The organism is Paraburkholderia sp. J69-1 (assembly GCF_905220255.1).
Lineage (GTDB): Bacteria > Pseudomonadota > Gammaproteobacteria > Burkholderiales > Burkholderiaceae > Paraburkholderia.
In genome coordinates, this window is sequence record NZ_CAJMZG010000004.1 from 59512 (window position 1) to 75308 (window position 15797).

15 protein-coding genes are annotated in these 15797 nt (G+C 65.3%); 9 read left to right on the plus strand and 6 right to left on the minus strand.

What is annotated here, in order from left to right; translation table 11 throughout:
- Window positions 1-5: 5 nt before the first annotated feature.
- Window positions 6-992, minus strand: coding sequence for a hypothetical protein (locus U5A67_RS08525; protein WP_321813716.1), 987 nt, complete (start codon window positions 990-992; stop codon window positions 6-8).
- A gap of 509 nt (window positions 993-1501) precedes the next feature.
- On the opposite strand from U5A67_RS08525, the gene U5A67_RS08530 reads away from it, so the two are divergent.
- Window positions 1502-1792 (plus strand): hypothetical protein, encoded by a 291-nt coding sequence (locus tag U5A67_RS08530; protein WP_321813717.1) that lies wholly within the window; start codon window positions 1502-1504, stop codon window positions 1790-1792.
- A 28-nt stretch (window positions 1793-1820) separates the two neighbouring features.
- Here U5A67_RS08530 and fabI read toward each other — a convergent pair whose 3' ends face one another.
- Both fabI and U5A67_RS08540 read right to left on the minus strand, forming a co-directional pair.
- On the minus strand, window positions 1821-2600 hold the full coding sequence (fabI, locus tag U5A67_RS08535) for an enoyl-ACP reductase FabI (protein WP_321813718.1): 780 nt from the start codon (window positions 2598-2600) through the stop codon (window positions 1821-1823).
- 100 nt (window positions 2601-2700) lie between these two features.
- Entirely contained in the window at window positions 2701-5616 is a 2916-nt protein-coding gene (locus U5A67_RS08540; protein WP_321813719.1) for a DUF3141 domain-containing protein, read from the minus strand.
- 499 nt (window positions 5617-6115) lie between these two features.
- On the opposite strand from U5A67_RS08540, the gene U5A67_RS08545 reads away from it, so the two are divergent.
- Window positions 6116-7057, plus strand: a complete 942-nt coding sequence (locus tag U5A67_RS08545; RefSeq protein WP_205982973.1) for a bifunctional enoyl-CoA hydratase/phosphate acetyltransferase — start codon at window positions 6116-6118, stop codon at window positions 7055-7057.
- On the plus strand, window positions 7058-8326 hold the full coding sequence (locus U5A67_RS08550; RefSeq protein WP_321813720.1) for an acetate/propionate family kinase: 1269 nt from the start codon (window positions 7058-7060) through the stop codon (window positions 8324-8326).
- A gap of 47 nt (window positions 8327-8373) precedes the next feature.
- On the opposite strand, the gene U5A67_RS08555 is transcribed toward U5A67_RS08550, so the two are convergent.
- Window positions 8374-9006: an alpha/beta hydrolase gene (locus tag U5A67_RS08555; RefSeq protein ID WP_321813721.1), complete on the minus strand. Its 633-nt coding sequence runs from the start codon at window positions 9004-9006 to the stop codon at window positions 8374-8376.
- 228 nt (window positions 9007-9234) lie between these two features.
- On the opposite strand from U5A67_RS08555, the gene U5A67_RS08560 reads away from it, so the two are divergent.
- Genes U5A67_RS08560 through U5A67_RS08585 form a run of 6 tightly spaced genes read left to right on the plus strand, consistent with a single transcriptional unit; the run spans window position 9235 to window position 13289 of the window.
- On the plus strand, window positions 9235-10185 hold the full coding sequence (locus U5A67_RS08560) for a glyoxylate/hydroxypyruvate reductase A (protein WP_321813722.1): 951 nt from the start codon (window positions 9235-9237) through the stop codon (window positions 10183-10185).
- 33 nt (window positions 10186-10218) lie between these two features.
- Window positions 10219-11151 (plus strand): hydroxymethylglutaryl-CoA lyase, encoded by a 933-nt coding sequence (locus tag U5A67_RS08565; RefSeq protein ID WP_321813723.1) that lies wholly within the window; start codon window positions 10219-10221, stop codon window positions 11149-11151.
- Between the two features lie 35 nt (window positions 11152-11186).
- Window positions 11187-11708, plus strand: a complete 522-nt coding sequence (locus tag U5A67_RS08570; protein WP_205982978.1) for a YbaK/EbsC family protein — start codon at window positions 11187-11189, stop codon at window positions 11706-11708.
- Window positions 11705-11908 carry a DUF1289 domain-containing protein gene (locus U5A67_RS08575; RefSeq protein WP_321813724.1) on the plus strand — a complete coding sequence of 68 codons (204 nt, stop codon included), beginning with the start codon at window positions 11705-11707 and terminating at the stop codon, window positions 11906-11908. Before U5A67_RS08570 ends, U5A67_RS08575 begins: the two co-directional genes overlap by 4 nt.
- Window positions 11905-12363, plus strand: coding sequence for a MaoC family dehydratase (locus U5A67_RS08580; protein WP_321813725.1), 459 nt, complete (start codon window positions 11905-11907; stop codon window positions 12361-12363). Before U5A67_RS08575 ends, U5A67_RS08580 begins: the two co-directional genes overlap by 4 nt.
- 11 nt (window positions 12364-12374) lie before the next feature.
- The gene (locus tag U5A67_RS08585; protein ID WP_321813881.1) at window positions 12375-13289 is read left to right on the plus strand and encodes an MBL fold metallo-hydrolase; all 915 of its coding nucleotides are present in this window, start codon (window positions 12375-12377) and stop codon (window positions 13287-13289) included.
- Between the two features lie 208 nt (window positions 13290-13497).
- On the opposite strand, the gene U5A67_RS08590 is transcribed toward U5A67_RS08585, so the two are convergent.
- A complete protein-coding gene (locus tag U5A67_RS08590; RefSeq protein WP_205982981.1) occupies window positions 13498-14799 on the minus strand; it encodes a DUF445 domain-containing protein in 1302 nt (433 codons plus the stop codon).
- An 86-nt stretch (window positions 14800-14885) separates the two neighbouring features.
- On the minus strand, window positions 14886-15788 hold the full coding sequence (locus tag U5A67_RS08595) for a DMT family transporter (protein WP_321813726.1): 903 nt from the start codon (window positions 15786-15788) through the stop codon (window positions 14886-14888).
- Window positions 15789-15797 lie beyond the last annotated feature (9 nt).

The window sequence follows — 15797 nt, forward strand, 5'->3', positions numbered from 1 at the left end:
GGCGTTCACGCGAAAGCCAGCGCGGCTTCGCGCAGATCCGCGTCTGCCCGCGCGCGGCCCGTTTCCCTCGCGCGCTTCGCGGCGGCCTGCACGAGCGTCTGCCAGCGCAGCTTGGGGAAAATATCGTCGCCCAGCGCGCTGTCCAGCGAGAGGTTGCGCACATCGACGCCGCGCCGTGCGAGCAGCGCAGCCGCATGACGGAACGACGGTTCGATGAAATCCGCGAAGTTGTCGTCGAGATAACTGGGCTGCATGTCGGTGGCCGATTCGTAGAAACGCGGCGTGCGTTTCGCGGCGCTCAGATCGACGCCATGCAGATAAAGCCGCTTGAAACCCAGCGCGGCCAGCACCTGCAGGCCTGCGTACGCCACCGTGCGGCCGTCGAATACGCCGCGACGCACATCGAGACTGAAACCGAGCGGCTGCGGCGCATCGAAAAGCGCAAGCGAGCGCGGGTCGTAAAGCGCGCGCAATTCGCGCGGCAAGGGCGCGCGACGGCCGGCGGGAAACAACATGTCGTCGAGCAAAAATACGCGACAACGGATGCGCTCGATCCCGAAACGCTCGGCGATATGCCAGAGCACGATCGGCGTGGCGAACAAGGTGAGCGGCTCGTCGATCACGCGCTCGACCAGATCGGGCCGATTGCGCACGAAACCCGTATCGACAATGCAGTAATAGTCGAATCGCACGCCTTGCTGCGCGGCCAGCGCAATCGCGCCATTCACGCCGAGCACGCGTGCCATTGGCAGTGCCTGGTAATCGATGGCATTCACCGACGGACCCGTGGCGATCAAATGACATTCGCGGGTTTCGGGCGCTGCATCGTTTGTGTCTGCAAGCAGATTGGGCAGATCGTTCACGCACGCGATGTTACGCCCGCGAATGCGCATGCCCGTGAGGCGCCCTGCTGCGTCGCGATCGAGCGCCACGCCATGCGCGAGACGTTCGTTATGTCGCCACGCGCGCGTATGCGTATAGCGATAAAACAACTTGAAAAACGTGTTGCCGACACGTTTTATTGGCGATTTAGTTGCACACGCAACTTGTCTGCCACTCTGCTCGCGCACATCTGCATGCGCCGAATGCGTAGCGTTGCCTTCGGTAACCATTGCTCTGCCTTGCAACGAAGCGAAGCCGGCGGCTTCGCATCACATTAAAGCGCGAGTCTAGGGTGTTTGATCGTTACAAAGGTTACATGCGAGCCGCTTGTTATTACTGATATTTACGGGTTATTGCGTTTTCTGTATGAAAGCCACTCGTAACGCACTGCCGCAATGCGCAAAAAATTGCTTCAAAGCGCGCGCCCGCGGGGATTTCGCGGAATCCCCGCAAACCCGCGCCCAGCCTTGAATACATAGGGATGCATGACACTTTCGAACGTCTTCGAACCCTTACTGATCTGCTTCATGTCGAGATCATTGTTGCAGATTCGTAATTTACAGCCCGCCGCGGCACGCTAGATTGGAGTCGTCCATTCATCGAACGCCAGGAGGCTCGAATGAACAAGAAACTCATCGCCGCATTGGGTGCGGGCGCAACGATTCTCGCCATTTCGCAAACCGCGACGGCGGGTGTTTCAGTGGGATTGAATGTCGGCGCGCCTGTGCCGGTTTATGCCGCGCCGGCTCCGGCCTACGGTCCGACCTATGTGGATTGGCGCGACGATCGCCGTTGGCAGGAACGCCGCTGGCACGAACATCAATGGCGCGAGCGCCATTGGGACGATCATCGCTGGGGCGGCGACCGCCGCTGGGACAATCGCCGTGACGACGGTTACCACCGCTGGTAACCGGCCGGTCCGAGTGGGTTGTAAAGCGCTACGCCATGATGTGCGCGCCGCCGTCGACATAGACCGTATTGCCGGTCAGACGGCGGGCGTAGCGTGTCGCCAGATAGGCGGTGGCGTAGCCCACATCCATGATGTCGACCAGTTCGCCGAGCGGTGCGCGCTCGACCGCATCGGCGAGCATGCGGTCGAAGTCGGCCAAGCCGGACGCCGCACGCGTCTTGAGCGGCCCCGGCGACACCGCATGCACGCGAATGCCGAGCGGCCCAAGCTCGTAGGCCAGATAGCGGCATGACGCTTCCAGCGCCGCCTTCACCGGCCCCATCAGGTTGTAGTTCGGCACGACGCGATTCGCGCCGTCATAGCTCATGGCGAACAGCGTGCCGCCGTGATTCATCAGCGGCACCGATCGCTTAGCCATCCGAATGAACGAATGACACGATACATCCATCGCGTAAGCAAAGCCTTGCGCCGATGAGTCGAGGAGACCGCCTTGCAAGTCCGCCTTCGGCGCGTAGGCGATCGAATGCAGCATGATGTCGAGCGAGCCCCACTGCTCGCGCAGCGCGTCGAATACGGCTTCGAGTTGCACGTCGTCTTCGACATTGAGCGGCAGCAGCATTTTCGCGCCTAGCGCCTGCGCGAGCGGCTCGACGTAGGGCTTCGCCTTGTCGTTGAGATAGGTGAGCGCGAGTTCCGCGCCGAGTTCGGCGAACGCACGCGCGCAGCCGTAGGCGATCGATTCCGCGTTCGCCACGCCCGTGACCAGGGCGCGCATGCCGGCAAGCGGACGGTCGGGAGGAGTCTGCATGGCTGACCTCGTTGCGCTGGTTACGATGATTGAATAACGATCACGACGCAGCGACCACTCAGGGCCGCTGCGTCTGCATCGCGGATACCGCTTTATGCGCTCACTCGCCCGCGCGCGATGCCCGGCGGCGCGCCGGTGCCGCGCGCGTCGTGCGCGTGGCCGACGGCGCGTTCGTCGCGCGTGCGCCGCGTGCCGCCGTCGCCTTCACGGCCGCCTTCTTTGCAGGCGCTTTCGGTTCGGGTGCGGCCACCGCATGCGCCGCCGCAGCGGCTGCAGCCTTCACCTTCGACGAAGCCGGACGCGCAGCGCGCTTGGGCTTTTCGACCACAACCGGCTCGACAGCAGCCTTGGTGGCGTTGGTAGCTTTCGCACGCGTTCGCACCGGCGCAGCCTCTTCCACGCGCTTAGCCGATGCCGATGCCGCCGCGCCCTGCGAACCGCTCTCGGCCGTTTGCGAACCGGCGCCGGATTTCGAACCCTCGCCACCGCCGCCCGCCTCGCCCGAACCACCGGCCCCACTGCTTCCCGGCGGCGGCGGCAGCGCGTCCTTCTCGCTGCCAGGTTCCAGGCCCAGCACACGTTGCACTTCGGCAAAACGCTCCGCGCGCTCGCCTTCCAGCGGCTCGTACGCCGTGGCGACCTGATACACCACCGCCATCAAGGTGCGCCGCGTGCGCGCATCCGGCACGAGATCGGGCAGCGCCGCAATCGCCGCGTGCGCGTCGAGTTGCACGATCGCGCCCTGGCGGCGCGCCGCGTCCTTGAGTTCGGCGATGGTCGGCTGCCGGTCGCCCAGATACTCGCGCCCGAGTTCGCGCATGCGCTGGAACGGGCGGTACTGCACCACATGCATTTCATCGGCGAGATAGGCCAGCACGCGCATGAACGCATCGAGCAGCGAACCGCTATGCAGATGCGCGCGCGCCGCACGCAGACGCGTCTGCGCGAGTTCCTTGCGCAGTGCCGATAGCGGCGGCGCAATTGGATCGAGCGGCGTGTTGGGCGCAACGCCCACCCACGCCTGCACCCACGGCGCCGTATAGAGGCTGTAGAACGTGCGCTCGACCCACGCATCGCGCGCATCGCGATACGCATCCCACGCGCCTTCGATGCTGGCCGAGACCTGCTTTTCCATCAGCGTGAACGGATTGTCGGGCGCGGCGGGTTTGCGATGCGCGCGCACCATTTCAGCGATGGCCGGCAACACGCCCAGCGCCGGATTCGCGTCGCTGAACATGCTGCGCTCCACGCGCGACGGATGCGACTCGCGCAACAGATGCGCGCTCAGTGCATTGCTCGAACCGCGCACGACCGGCGAAACGAACAGATCGTAAATACGCTGATTGTTCTCCGCGAAACGGCGCACGACTTCGAACGGCTGCTCGTCTTCGCGGCCATCGTCGAGCGCGAGCACATCGTCGATCGTGCGGCGCTCGAAGCGGATTTCATAACGCCCTTCGAGCGCTTCGAGACGGCCCGCTTCCGGCGTCGAATCGGTGATCTTCGCTTCGTAAAGGCCCGGCGAAAGCACGTCGATCAGATCGAGCGCCGAAAATAGTTCGGTGTGCTCCTTATTCGCCACGCTGGCCGAAACGAAAATCCCCAGATGCCCGACCTTGTCATGCAGGCAATAGACGATCACCTGTTCGTTGGCGACGATCTCATCCACGCTCGCGTAGAGATCGGGAATCCAGTTGAGCGCCTGTTGCGGCGGCGTGATGTTGTCGCCCCACGAAGCCAGCACGATGATCGGTGTGCGGATGTTGCGCAGATCGACCGGCGCGCGCGCGTTCTTCGCGTACACCTCGTTGCGCGTCAGGTGATTGCCGACAAACAGGTTCTGCACGATCCAGTCGATTTCCGCGCGGTTCAACTGGAAATGGCCGCCCCACCAGCGCTCGAATTCGAGGAAGCGCTCGCGCTCCGTATCGACTTTCGCGTAGAGGTTGTAGAGCTTGCCCCAGAACGTGTTCGACGGATTGAGGTTCTCGAAGTTGGTGACCAGATGCGCGCCGTCGAAGTGGCCATCGCCCAGATCGGCAGCCAGCGACGACGCCCACGAACCGCCCAGCATGCCGCCCGAATAACGCATCGGGTTCTTGCCGATCACACCGGCCCAGTACGAGAGCGGCGAGCCGGCCAGCATCAACGGACCCACCAGCGAAGGCGCGGAAGCCGCGAGCAGCGCCGCCGCCCAGCCGCCCTGGCAGTTGCCGATCACGAACGGCAGGCCATCGGCGTCGGCGTGCATTTCGCGCACTTTGCGCAGGAATACGGCTTCGGCCTTGCCGACCGATTCGATCGTCTGCGTTTCGGTCGGCACCGGGAAGAAGGTCACGAAGTAGCAAGGATGACCCTTGCGCAGCGCGATGCCCACTTCGCTGTCCATCTTGAAGCCCGCAATGCCGGGACCGTGGCCCGCACGCGGATCGATCACCACGAACGGACGCATGCGCGCATCGGTTTCGACGCCCGGCTCCGGCTTGATGCGCAGGAGTGCGTAATTGCACGGATCGTCGAGCTCGCGGCCATCGACGATCACGTCGTAGTCGAACGCGAGCACCGGCGGCATGCCCGCCTTCTCGTGCATATAGGTCTGGTTGCCGCGCTCGCGCAGCACGTCGAGAAACAGCACGCTGCGCTGCCACGCGTCGAACAGGTAATCGAACAGCGGCTGGATCGCGGCGGGCGCGGCCGCGGGCAGTTTCGGCGCGGCGGGCAACGTGGCGGCGGCGCCCGCTGCGCGCGTGAGCGCGAAGCCGCTGAACGGCGCGGCGGCCTGCGTGAATGCCGATTGCCACGCGTTGCCCAGCACATTGCTCAACGCCGATTGCGCGGCTTCGGCCGATTCGGCAAAAGCATCGGCGATGGGCTGGAACGGCGGCAAGGTCTGGAATGCGGAGAGCGAGGCAAGCGGCTTGAGCGGCCAGAAGGGCCAGAACGTGGAGGCCGGATCGGCAGGCGCGGAGGAAGAGGAAGTTGCGGGCGAAACGGTGGAAAGGGCGGAAACTGCCACGACACGAATCTCCTTTGACGGGTGCGCGCGGCCTGCGGCCAGCGGGCCTGGCGGGCGGCGCATACGGTGCGGCGGGTGGCGTCATGCAGCGTGATTGGCGCGCGCCCAGACTGCGCATCGATGAGGCCCGATACACGGGCGTGCGCACGCGGCAGTCATGCTGCACTGCAAAAGTCCAATCTAGGCAGCGCCGTGCCGAAAGTCAAGGCGGGCCGGATCACGCTGCGAAGTCACGGTTGCGTCATGATCGCGCCGTGGCGTGAACACGCCGTGACAGAAACATGTCGATGGGCGCGGCGCTTTGCTGCACAAGCCGCGCGCGAGCGGCGCGCTACCATGCGCACTGCATCGAACCGGCGCACCGCGCGCACTTTACGCGCTGTCTCCCGCACGCTGGACTACACTATTGGCGCTTTGCGCGGCGCAACAATCGCGGCGCGAAAGGGAACGACGCCCTCGTCACATTCGTGGTCGAACATGCTTTTGCGTGGAGCCTGAAATGACTGCAACGCCCGACAAATATTCGGTCCTGCTGGCGCGCTGCGCGGGTCTGCCGCCCGTGCCCACGGCCGTCGCTCATCCCTGCGATGTCTCGTCGCTCACGGGCGCGCTCGACGCCGCGAATCTCGGCCTGATTGCGCCGATCCTCGTCGGCCCCGAAGCGAAGATCCGCTCGGTGGCGCAGGAAGCGAACCTCTCGCTCGACAACGTCCGGATCGTCGATGCGCCGCACAGCCATGCGTCCGCCGAACTCGCCGTGCATGCGGTGCGCGCGGGCGAAGCCGAACTGCTGATGAAGGGCAGCCTGCACACCGACGAACTGCTGCACGAAGTCGCCTCGGGCACCAACGGCCTGCGCACGGAACGGCGTCTCTCGCACGTATTCGCGATGGACGTGCCCAACTATCACAAGCCGCTCTTCATCACCGACGCCGCCGTCAACATCTTCCCCAAGCTCGCCGATAAAGCCGACATCGTGCGCAACGCCATCGATCTCGTGCAGGCGCTGGGCATCGCCACGCCGAAGGTGGCGATCCTCGCGGCGGTCGAAACGGTCTCGGACAAGATGCCTTCGACGATCGACGCCGCCGCGCTGTGCAAGATGGCCGATCGCGGCCAGATCGAAGGCGGCCTGCTCGACGGGCCGCTCGCCTTCGACAATGCCATCAGCACCGAAGCCGCGCGCATCAAGCACATTCATTCGCCGGTCGCGGGCGATCCCGACATCCTGCTCGTGCCCGATCTCGAAGCGGGCAACATGCTCGCCAAGCAGTTGACGTTTCTCGCGGGCGCGGAATCCGCCGGCATCGTGCTGGGCGCGCGCGTGCCCATCATCCTCACGAGCCGCGCCGATACCGTGCGCTCGCGCATCGGCAGTTGCGCGATTGCCGTGCTGCTCGCGCATGCGCGGCGCGCGCGCCAGAACGCGGAGGTGCTGTAAATGAGCGTCGATAATGCGCACGCATCGGCCCAGCATCACCATCCGAACGGCGGCGAAGGCCAGATCGTGCTGGTCGTGAACGCGGGTTCGTCGAGCATCAAGTGCTCGGTGTATCGCGTGATCGACGATGCACACGCGGAAGGCGGCCTGCGCGCGATTCATGGCGCGGGCGGGCAGATCGAAGGCATCGGCGTGGCGCCGCGCGTGGAAGCGCATATGGCCGACGGCCGCCTGATCGTCGATGAAAAATTCCCGGTCGCGCAGGTCGCCGATCACGACGCCGCGTTCCGTCTGCTGCGTCTCGTGCTCGCGGTGGGTTTGCGCGACACGCCGCCCGCGGCGATCGGCCACCGGGTCGTGCATGGCGGCGCGCACTTCAGGGACGCGGTGCTGATCGACGATCAGGTGATCGAAGAACTCGATTCGCTCACGCCGCTCGCGCCGCTGCATCAGCCGCACAATCTCGCGGCGATCCGCGCGGTGCGTATCGCCGCGCCCGAACTGCCGCAAGTGGCCTGTTTCGATACGGCGTTTCACGCGGGCAACGACGTCATGGCGCAGCTATTCGCGCTGCCCTATCACTACTACGAGCAAGGCATACGCCGATACGGCTTTCATGGCCTCTCGTACGAATACATCGCGCATCATCTGCACGCCGTTGCGCCCGATATCGCGCGCGGACGTGTCGTGGTCGCGCATCTGGGCAATGGCGCGAGCCTGTGTGCGATGAAAGACGGCCAGAGCGTCGAAACGACCATGGGTCTCACCGCGCTCGACGGCCTGCCGATGGGCACGCGCTGCGGCGCGCTCGACGCGGGCGCGGTGCTGTGGATGATGGAACGCGGCATGGGCCACGACGAAATCGAGAAGCTGCTGTATCACGACTCGGGCCTCAAGGGGCTCTCGGGTGTGAGCAGCGATATGCGCGAACTGCTGAAGAGCGACAGCGCGCAGGCGAAGCTCGCCATCGACTTCTACACGTATCGCATTGCGCAGGAAGTGGGCAAGCTCGCGGTCGTGCTCGGCGGGCTGGATGCGCTGGTGTTCACCGCCGGGATCGGCGAACACGCGCCGCAGATTCGCGCGCAGGTGTGCGAGCGTCTTGCGCCGCTATTCGGCGTGACGCTCGATACGGCGGCCAACGAGGCGGGCAAGGAACGCGTGGCCGCGCACGACAGCCGCGTGCCGGTGTTCGCCGTTCGTACCGACGAAGAAGGCATGATCGCGCTGCATACCGCGCGACTGCTGCGTGGCGCGAAGCCGCACTGATCGGCGCATTGATCGGCACACGGATCGGCACACAGCGGCTCAATCGCTCAGGCGTACTTGAGCCGCGCTTCGATGTCGAGCGCGGCGCTTGCGTGCGCTGCATCGGCGTCTTCTTCGCGCAGACGCCGCGGCGCTTCGCATTGCACGAGCGTATCGACGAAATACTTCGCGCGCGGCCACGGCCCGAAGCCTGCCGCCGTGTTGATATGCCCGGCGTCGCCCAGGTTCACGAATGCGCTGCCCAGTTGCTGCGCAAGACGCTGCGCGCCTTCGAGCGACATCCACGGATCGGTTTCGCTGCCGATCAGAATCGACGGCACGTTCAGGCGGCGCGCCTCGAACGGTCCGGCAAAGCGAAACTTCTCCGGGCTCGCGGGCGCGACGAACAGCACGCCGGCCACATCGGCGCTCAACAAGCCGTTTTCCAGCGCATACGCCGTCACGAGGCAGCCGAAGCTGTGCGCCGCGAGCAGGAACGGCCCGCGTTCGCGCGCGAGCCGCTGCGCCAGCGCGCGGCTCCAGATCGCCAGATCGGGCGCGTCCCAGTCGTCCTGTTCGACGCGCAGCGAACGCGGAAACTGGCGCTCGAGCCAGCTCTGCCAATGCGCGCCGTCGCTGCCGTGCAGGCCCGGCACGGTGACGAGTCGCGGCGGCCAGCGTGATTGGGCGCACGAAAGCATGATTTTTTCCTCGTATCGACGGATCGTGAAGGGATTGTGGTCCGCACCGCGCGCGCGCCGAACCAATTTTTTTTGCTTTGCTTTTTCGCGGACCGCCGATGGTGCAGTGCGGCGCAGGCGGGCAGCGTTTCACGCCGAGAAAGCGCCGCAGCTTACGGTTTCAAAAAGTAGAATGTGAGCTTGTTTGAGACGGACTTCGTTCAGCGATTTCGAGGGAAACGTAGCACGATGAAAATTCTGTTCTGGCTCCCGCAGGCCGATGCCTCCGCCTGGCTCGCCGGCCTCGCGCGCGCCCTGCCCGGCGCGGATCTGCGCGAATGGCAACCGGGCGACGACGCCCCCGCGGATTTCGCCGTCGTCTGGCATCCGCCGCGCGAACTGTTTGCCGCGCCGCGCGGGCTGCGCGCGGTGTTCAACCTGGGCGCGGGCGTCGATGCGATCCTCGCGCTCGAACGCGAGCATCCCGGCACCCTGCCGCCGGACGCACAACTCGTGCGTCTCGAAGATTCGGGCATGGCGCCGCAAATGGCCGAATACGTGCAGCACGCGGTACTGCGCTATCTGCGCCGCTTCGACGATTACGCACTGCAACAGGCGCGCCGCGAATGGCATGTGCTCGCGCCGCATCCGCACGAAACCTTCACGGTGGGCGTGCTCGGCCTGGGCGTGCTCGGTGCGCAGGTCGCGCGCGCGGTCGCGTCGCTCGGCGTGCCGGTGCGCGGTTTCTCGCGCAGCGCGAAAACCATCGACGGTATCGAAACCTTCTCGGGCGAGTTGCACGGCCCGTCGTTCGACGCCTTTCTCGACGACGTGAAAGTGCTCGTGAACCTGCTGCCCGCCACGCCCGACACCGAAGATGTGCTGAACGCGCAGACCTTCGGCAAGCTCGCGCGCGGCGCGTATCTCGTGAACGTCGCGCGCGGCACGCATCTGGTCGAACAGGATCTGCTCGACGCGCTGGCGAACGGCTCGCTCGCGGCCGCCACGCTCGACGTGTTCCGCACCGAACCGCTGCCACAGGATCATCCCTTCTGGCAGGAGCCGCGTATCACGATCACGCCGCATAGCTCGGCGCTCACCTTGCGCGACGAAGCGATCTCGCAGATCGCGGACAAGATCGAAGCGCTCGCGCGCGGCGAAACCGTGAGCGGCGTGGTGCACGTCAAGCGCGGTTATTGAGCCGCGAGTCGCGCCAAAAAAACGGAGACAGACATGGCAGCAAACACCCTTCCCGGCGCGGTAAAAATCGTCGAAGTCGGCCCGCGCGACGGCCTGCAGAACGAAAAGGATTTCGTGCCGACCGCCGTGAAGATCGAACTGATCGATCGCCTCACGCAAGCCGGTTTCGCGAATATCGAAGCGGCGTCGTTCGTCTCGCCGAAATGGGTGCCGCAGATGGCCGACGGCGCGCAGGTGATGGACGGCATCGCGCGCCGCGCAGGCACGATCTATTCCGCGCTCACGCCGAACCTGCGCGGTTTCGAAGGCGCGCTCGCCGCCCGCGCCGATGAAATCGTGATCTTCGGCGCCGCCAGCGAAGCGTTTTCGCAGAAGAACATCAATTGCTCGATCGCCGAAAGCATCGAGCGTTTCGCGCCCGTGGCCGAAGCGGCGAAAGCCAATGGCGTGCGCATTCGCGGCAGCGTGTCGTGCGCGCTCGGCTGCCCGTATCAGGGCGATGTGCCGGTGGAATCGGTGGTGGACGTGGTGCAGCGCTTCGCCGCGCTCGGCTGCGACGAAATCGATATCGCCGATACCATCGGCGTAGGCACGGCCAAGCGCGTGCACGAAGTATTCGAAGCGGTTACGAAGGTGTTTGCGCGCGAACGGCTTTCGGGCCACTTCCACGATACCTACGGTCAGGCGCTGGCGAATATCTATGCGGCGCTCGAAGAAGGCATCACGATCTTTCACGCTTCGGTGGCGGGTCTGGGCGGCTGTCCGTATGCGAAGGGCGCGACCGGCAATGTGGCGACCGAAGACGTGCTCTATCTGATGAACGGCCTGGGCATACACACGGGCATCGATCTCGACCAGGTGGTGGCCGCCGGCGATTTCATCTCGCGCACGATTGGCCGCGCCAATGTGTCGCGCGCGGGCAAGGCGCTGCTCGCGAAACAGCAGAACGCCATCGCTTGCGCCTGATCGACCTTGAATCGCAGTACGAAGGAATCCATACAATGACGGACACCCTGATCAATTCCGAAAAAGACGGTATCGAAGCGCTGCCCGAATCGGCGCGACGCGTGGCGCAATTGCTGCTCGATCACGGTCATGCGAAGCCGGTCGTGCTGCTGCCGGAAACCGGCAAGACTTCGGCGGAAGCAGCTGCGGGACTCGGCTGCGAAGTCGCGCAGATCGCCAAGTCGATCCTGTTTCGCCGCCGCAAGGACGACGCGCCCGTGCTGGTGATCGCGAGCGGCGCAAATCGCGTCGACGAGAAAAAGGTCGAGGCGCATGTGGGTGAAATCGGCCGCGCCGACGCGAAATTCGTGCGCGAAATGACCGGCTATGCGATTGGCGGCGTGTGCCCGATCGGCCACGCCACACGCCCCGTCACGCTGATCGACGCCGATCTGTTCGCGCTCGACAGTCTCTGGGCGGCGGCGGGCCATCCGCATGCGGTGTTCAATCTGTCGCCGCAGGAACTCGCGGCCATGACCGGCGCGCCCGTGGTGGACGTCGCGCTGCGTGAAGCATGAGCACGCCTTCGCCCTGCATCAACATTTGCCGCATGAACGAAGCGAGCGGCCTGTGCGAAGGCTGCCTGCGCACCATTGACGAGATCGCGTCCTGGTCCACGCTCGACGATGAAGCGAAGCGCGCCGTATGGGATGCGATCGAGCTACGGCACGCGAACTGGATCACGCATCGCGATGCCTTGCCGGGACGCGTGCAATGACGGCACCGGCTCGCGTCGTGAAGATCGGCGAGGCGTTCAGCGACACGCTCGCGCTCTCGCCCGCTTCGGTGAAAGCGTTCGCCACGCTCGTGAACGACATGAACCCGCTTCATCATGACGATGCGTATGCGGAGCAAAGCCGCTTCGGCGGTTTGATCGCTTCGGGCACGCAGCCCACCGCGCACTTCATGGCGCTGCTCGCGACGCATTTTTCGCAGTACGCGCAGCCGCTCGGCCTGGAATTCGACATGAAGCTCAAGCGCGCCGCGCAGGCGCACGACGTCATCACCTTCGAATGGCATGTGGTGGCGGCGCACTGGAAAGCGAGCCTGAACGGCGATCTCGTGAAGCTCGACGGCACCGCGAAGAACCAGCACGGCGAGACGCTGATCGTCGGCCATTCGACCATACTCGTGATGCCGAAGCCGCAGGCTTCCGAAGGCGCGGCGCCATGAGCGAAGCCACGCTGCCTGGATTACCTGCGTCGATACGCGTATTCGAGCGCGGCTGGCTTTCGTCGAACAACGTGCTGCTGGTCGATCGCGAACGTAGCGCGCTGGTCGATACCGGTTACGCCACGCACGCGGCGCAAACCGTCGCGCTCGTGCAGCATGCGCTCGCGGGCCGCGCGCTCGACACGATAATCAACACGCATCTGCATTCGGATCATTGCGGCGGCAATGCGCAACTGCAGGCGCAATGGCCGTGCGACACGCTGATCCCGGCCGCCAGCGCGCGCGCCGTGCGCGAGTGGGACGAAGCTCGGCTCAGCTTTCGCGCGACGGCGCAGACCTGCGATCGCTTCGGCTTCACGGGCACGCTGGCGCCCGGCGCACGCTTGACGATGGGGGGCTTCGACTGGGACGTGATCGGCGCACCGGGCCATGATCCCGATTCGCTGATGCTCTACGCGCCCGAACCGCGCGTGCTGATCAGCGCCGATGCGCTCTGGGAGCATGGCTTCGGCGTGATCTTCCCGGAACTCGAAGGCGAAAGCGGTTTTGCGGAGCAACAGGCGGTGCTGGACGCTATCGCGCAGCTAGACGTGGCCACGGTGATTCCGGGTCACGGCCAGCCGTTCGCCAACGTGGATGCGGCGCTCGAACGGGCGTATTCGCGGCTTGCCTGGCTGCGCGCCGATCCCGCTCGCAACGCGAAGAACGCGCTCAAGGTGCTGATCGTGTTCAAGCTGCTGGAGGTGCGCACGCTGGGTTTGGCTGCGCTGGAAACGATGCTGGCCGAAGCCTCGGCGCTGCACGCGGCGGCGCAGCAACTCGCGCCTCAAAGTGCGTGGCCCGCGCTGCTGCGCGAGCTGACCGGCGAACTGGCGAAGAGCGGCGCGCTGGTGCTGCGCGAAGACCGCATCGAAGCGCCTGAATAAAAAAACGCTCGTCCTTTTTGGGGGACGAGCGAGAGTATCTTGCTCTGACGTGATCAAACGTGTGAGCCGATCATACTCGCGCGCGATTGCACGTCGCATCGGTGATTTCCCTACAGACTGACGACGGTGCGCAGCGCCCTCCCAGCCGCCCGAAAATCACCCGAATTACTTCGCGATCCGAATCTATATCGCATGCATGAACTACGGCTCACATGCCGAGTTGCAGGCGCAACCATTCGAACAGATGCGAGCACAGATAGAGCCCAAGCCCGATCGTGCCGCCAATCACCGTCCCGTTCACGCGGATTTCCTGCAAGTCCTTGCCGATCTTCAGCTCGATCAGGCGGGCCGTTTCGCGCGTGTCCCAGTTGCGCACCGTATCGCGGATGTGATGCGTGAGATAGCGCGAAAACTCCGGCGCCATCGCACGCGCGGCGTCTTCCAGATGGCCGTTGAGCGAGGCGCGCAGGTCGGCGTCGGCGGCGAGCGCTTCGCCCAGCCAGTGTCCGGTGGCGGCCACTTTCGCGTGCAGCGTCGAATCCGGTTGGTCGAGATCGTCGCGCAGCCAGGCGCGCAGGCTGTCCCAAAGCTCGCGCGTGTAATCGTTGAGCGCGCTGCCTTCGCGCAGGCTCGCCTTCAGCTCCTCGCCCTTGCGCAAAAATGCCGGATCGCTCTTGAGTTGCTGGATCAGCTTTTGCATCACCTCGTCGAACTTCTGGCGCAGATGATGTTCGCGATCCTCGCTCACCTGCAGCAGCAGACGGCTCACCGCGCTCTCCAGCACGCGCGCGCCCTTATCGCCGAGCCATTCGGAAGGCAGCATCCACTCGCTCTTCGGAAACTCGCCCTTGAGCCCATCGACGATGCGCGACGCCACGAACGCACGCGTACTTTCCTCGGCCAGCAGCAAGCCAAGCTGATCGAGCATGCGGTCGAGCAGTTCCTGATGGCGGCCGTCTTTCGTGAGCGTGTCTAGCATCGCGCCCGCCGACTTCGAGAGATCGACCTTGTCGAGCGCCGCGTGCAGACCGTCGCGGATAAAAGCCTGGATGCGCGCGTCGTCGGTGAGGCCGAGCAGGCCGGACATCAGACGCACGGCGTAATCGCCCAGCCGCTGCGCGTTCTGCGGCGCGGTCAGCCAGCCCGATAAACGCTCGACGGGATCGTGCCGGCGGATCAGCCCGACCAGCGAATTCACGTCGAGAAACTTCTCCTGCACGAACACGGCGAGTTCGTCCGCGATGCGATCCTTGTTGCGCGGAATCACGCCCGTACGCGCGGCGATGAAGGGAATCGGCACGCGCCGGAACAGCGCCACCACGGCGAACCAGTCGGCCAGCGCGCCCACCATCGAGGCTTCGCTCACGGCCTTGATGCCGTCGACGATCACGCCCGGCGGCGACAGCGCCGTGACGACGAACACCACGGCAGCCGCAATCAACAGGAAAAGCGCGCGACGCTTGGCGCGAATGAGTTCGGCTTCGTCGCGGCTGAGTTCGGATGAGGACATGCGCAGGCGGATCGGAGTGCATTGAGATCCGCGCCATTATGCGGGCAGTCTCCGAACGATGCGGCTCGCGCGGGCGGCGCGCCGCCTTAAACCGTCGACGCTTTCTCGCGCTGCGGCACGATCCGCCAGCCGAGGTTCACGCCCGCCGCCGCGAGCAGGATCAGCGCCGCGCCTGCGATCTGGATCAACGCCAGGCGCTGGCCGAACGCGAACCAGTCCACCAGGATCGCCATCACCGGATAGATGAAGGACAGCGCGCCCGTCATCGCCGTGGGCAGTTTCTGGATCGCGCCGTACAGCAGCACGTACATTACGCCCGTATGCACGATGCCGAGCGTGACGATCTGCGCCCAGTGCACGGGCGTATCGGGCAGCGTGCCGTAGTGCACGAACGGCGCGAGCGCCAGCGCGCCGAAACCCAGTTGCACGAGCGCGAGCAGATGCGGCGGCGTGCCCTTCAGATGCCGCGTGATGATCGCCGAGATCGCATAGAGGAAGGCCGCGCCCGCCGCGCAGGCCACACCCGCGAGATATTCGCCCGGCACCGCGAGCACGGCAGGCGGCACCTCGACCACGCCCACGAGGCCGACGAAGGCCAGCGCGAGCCACACGATCGTCGATGCGCTCACGCGTTCGCGCAGCAACAGCGCGCCGAGTCCGACCAGCATGAAGGGCTGCGTGTTGTAGACGGCCGTGGCCATGGAAATCGACGCACGCGAATACGCCGCAAACAGCAGCACCCAGTTCGCGACGATGGCCGCGCCGCCCAGCATCGCGAGCCCGAGTGTGCGCCACGGCAGCAACGCCCGCCGATAATGCCCGAGCGCCGCGCACACCAGCGCCAGCGTCGCGCCGCCCAGCACGCAGCGCATGAACACGACATTGAGCGCGGGCTGCTTCGACGCCACCACGAGCCAGCCGATGGTGCCGGACATCAGCATCGCGACGATCATTTCGCCCGCGCCGCGGCGTACTTCAGGGGAAGCCATGAGCATTTT

What these genes read in the sequence shown, in the direction of transcription:
- U5A67_RS08595 (WP_321813726.1), bottom strand. Translation starts at nt 15,788, where the DNA reads ATGGCTTCCCCTGAAGTACGCCGCGGCGCGGGCGAAATGATCGTCGCG.
- U5A67_RS08565 (WP_321813723.1), top strand. Translation starts at nt 10,219, where the DNA reads ATGGCAGCAAACACCCTTCCCGGCGCGGTAAAAATCGTCGAAGTCGGC.
- U5A67_RS08580 (WP_321813725.1), top strand. Translation starts at nt 11,905, where the DNA reads ATGACGGCACCGGCTCGCGTCGTGAAGATCGGCGAGGCGTTCAGCGAC.
- U5A67_RS08555 (WP_321813721.1), bottom strand. Translation starts at nt 9,006, where the DNA reads ATGCTTTCGTGCGCCCAATCACGCTGGCCGCCGCGACTCGTCACCGTG.
- U5A67_RS08545 (WP_205982973.1), top strand. Translation starts at nt 6,116, where the DNA reads ATGACTGCAACGCCCGACAAATATTCGGTCCTGCTGGCGCGCTGCGCG.
- U5A67_RS08590 (WP_205982981.1), bottom strand. Translation starts at nt 14,799, where the DNA reads ATGTCCTCATCCGAACTCAGCCGCGACGAAGCCGAACTCATTCGCGCC.
- fabI (WP_321813718.1), bottom strand. Translation starts at nt 2,600, where the DNA reads ATGCAGACTCCTCCCGACCGTCCGCTTGCCGGCATGCGCGCCCTGGTC.
- U5A67_RS08570 (WP_205982978.1), top strand. Translation starts at nt 11,187, where the DNA reads ATGACGGACACCCTGATCAATTCCGAAAAAGACGGTATCGAAGCGCTG.
- U5A67_RS08550 (WP_321813720.1), top strand. Translation starts at nt 7,058, where the DNA reads ATGAGCGTCGATAATGCGCACGCATCGGCCCAGCATCACCATCCGAAC.
- U5A67_RS08575 (WP_321813724.1), top strand. Translation starts at nt 11,705, where the DNA reads ATGAGCACGCCTTCGCCCTGCATCAACATTTGCCGCATGAACGAAGCG.
- U5A67_RS08560 (WP_321813722.1), top strand. Translation starts at nt 9,235, where the DNA reads ATGAAAATTCTGTTCTGGCTCCCGCAGGCCGATGCCTCCGCCTGGCTC.
- U5A67_RS08530 (WP_321813717.1), top strand. Translation starts at nt 1,502, where the DNA reads ATGAACAAGAAACTCATCGCCGCATTGGGTGCGGGCGCAACGATTCTC.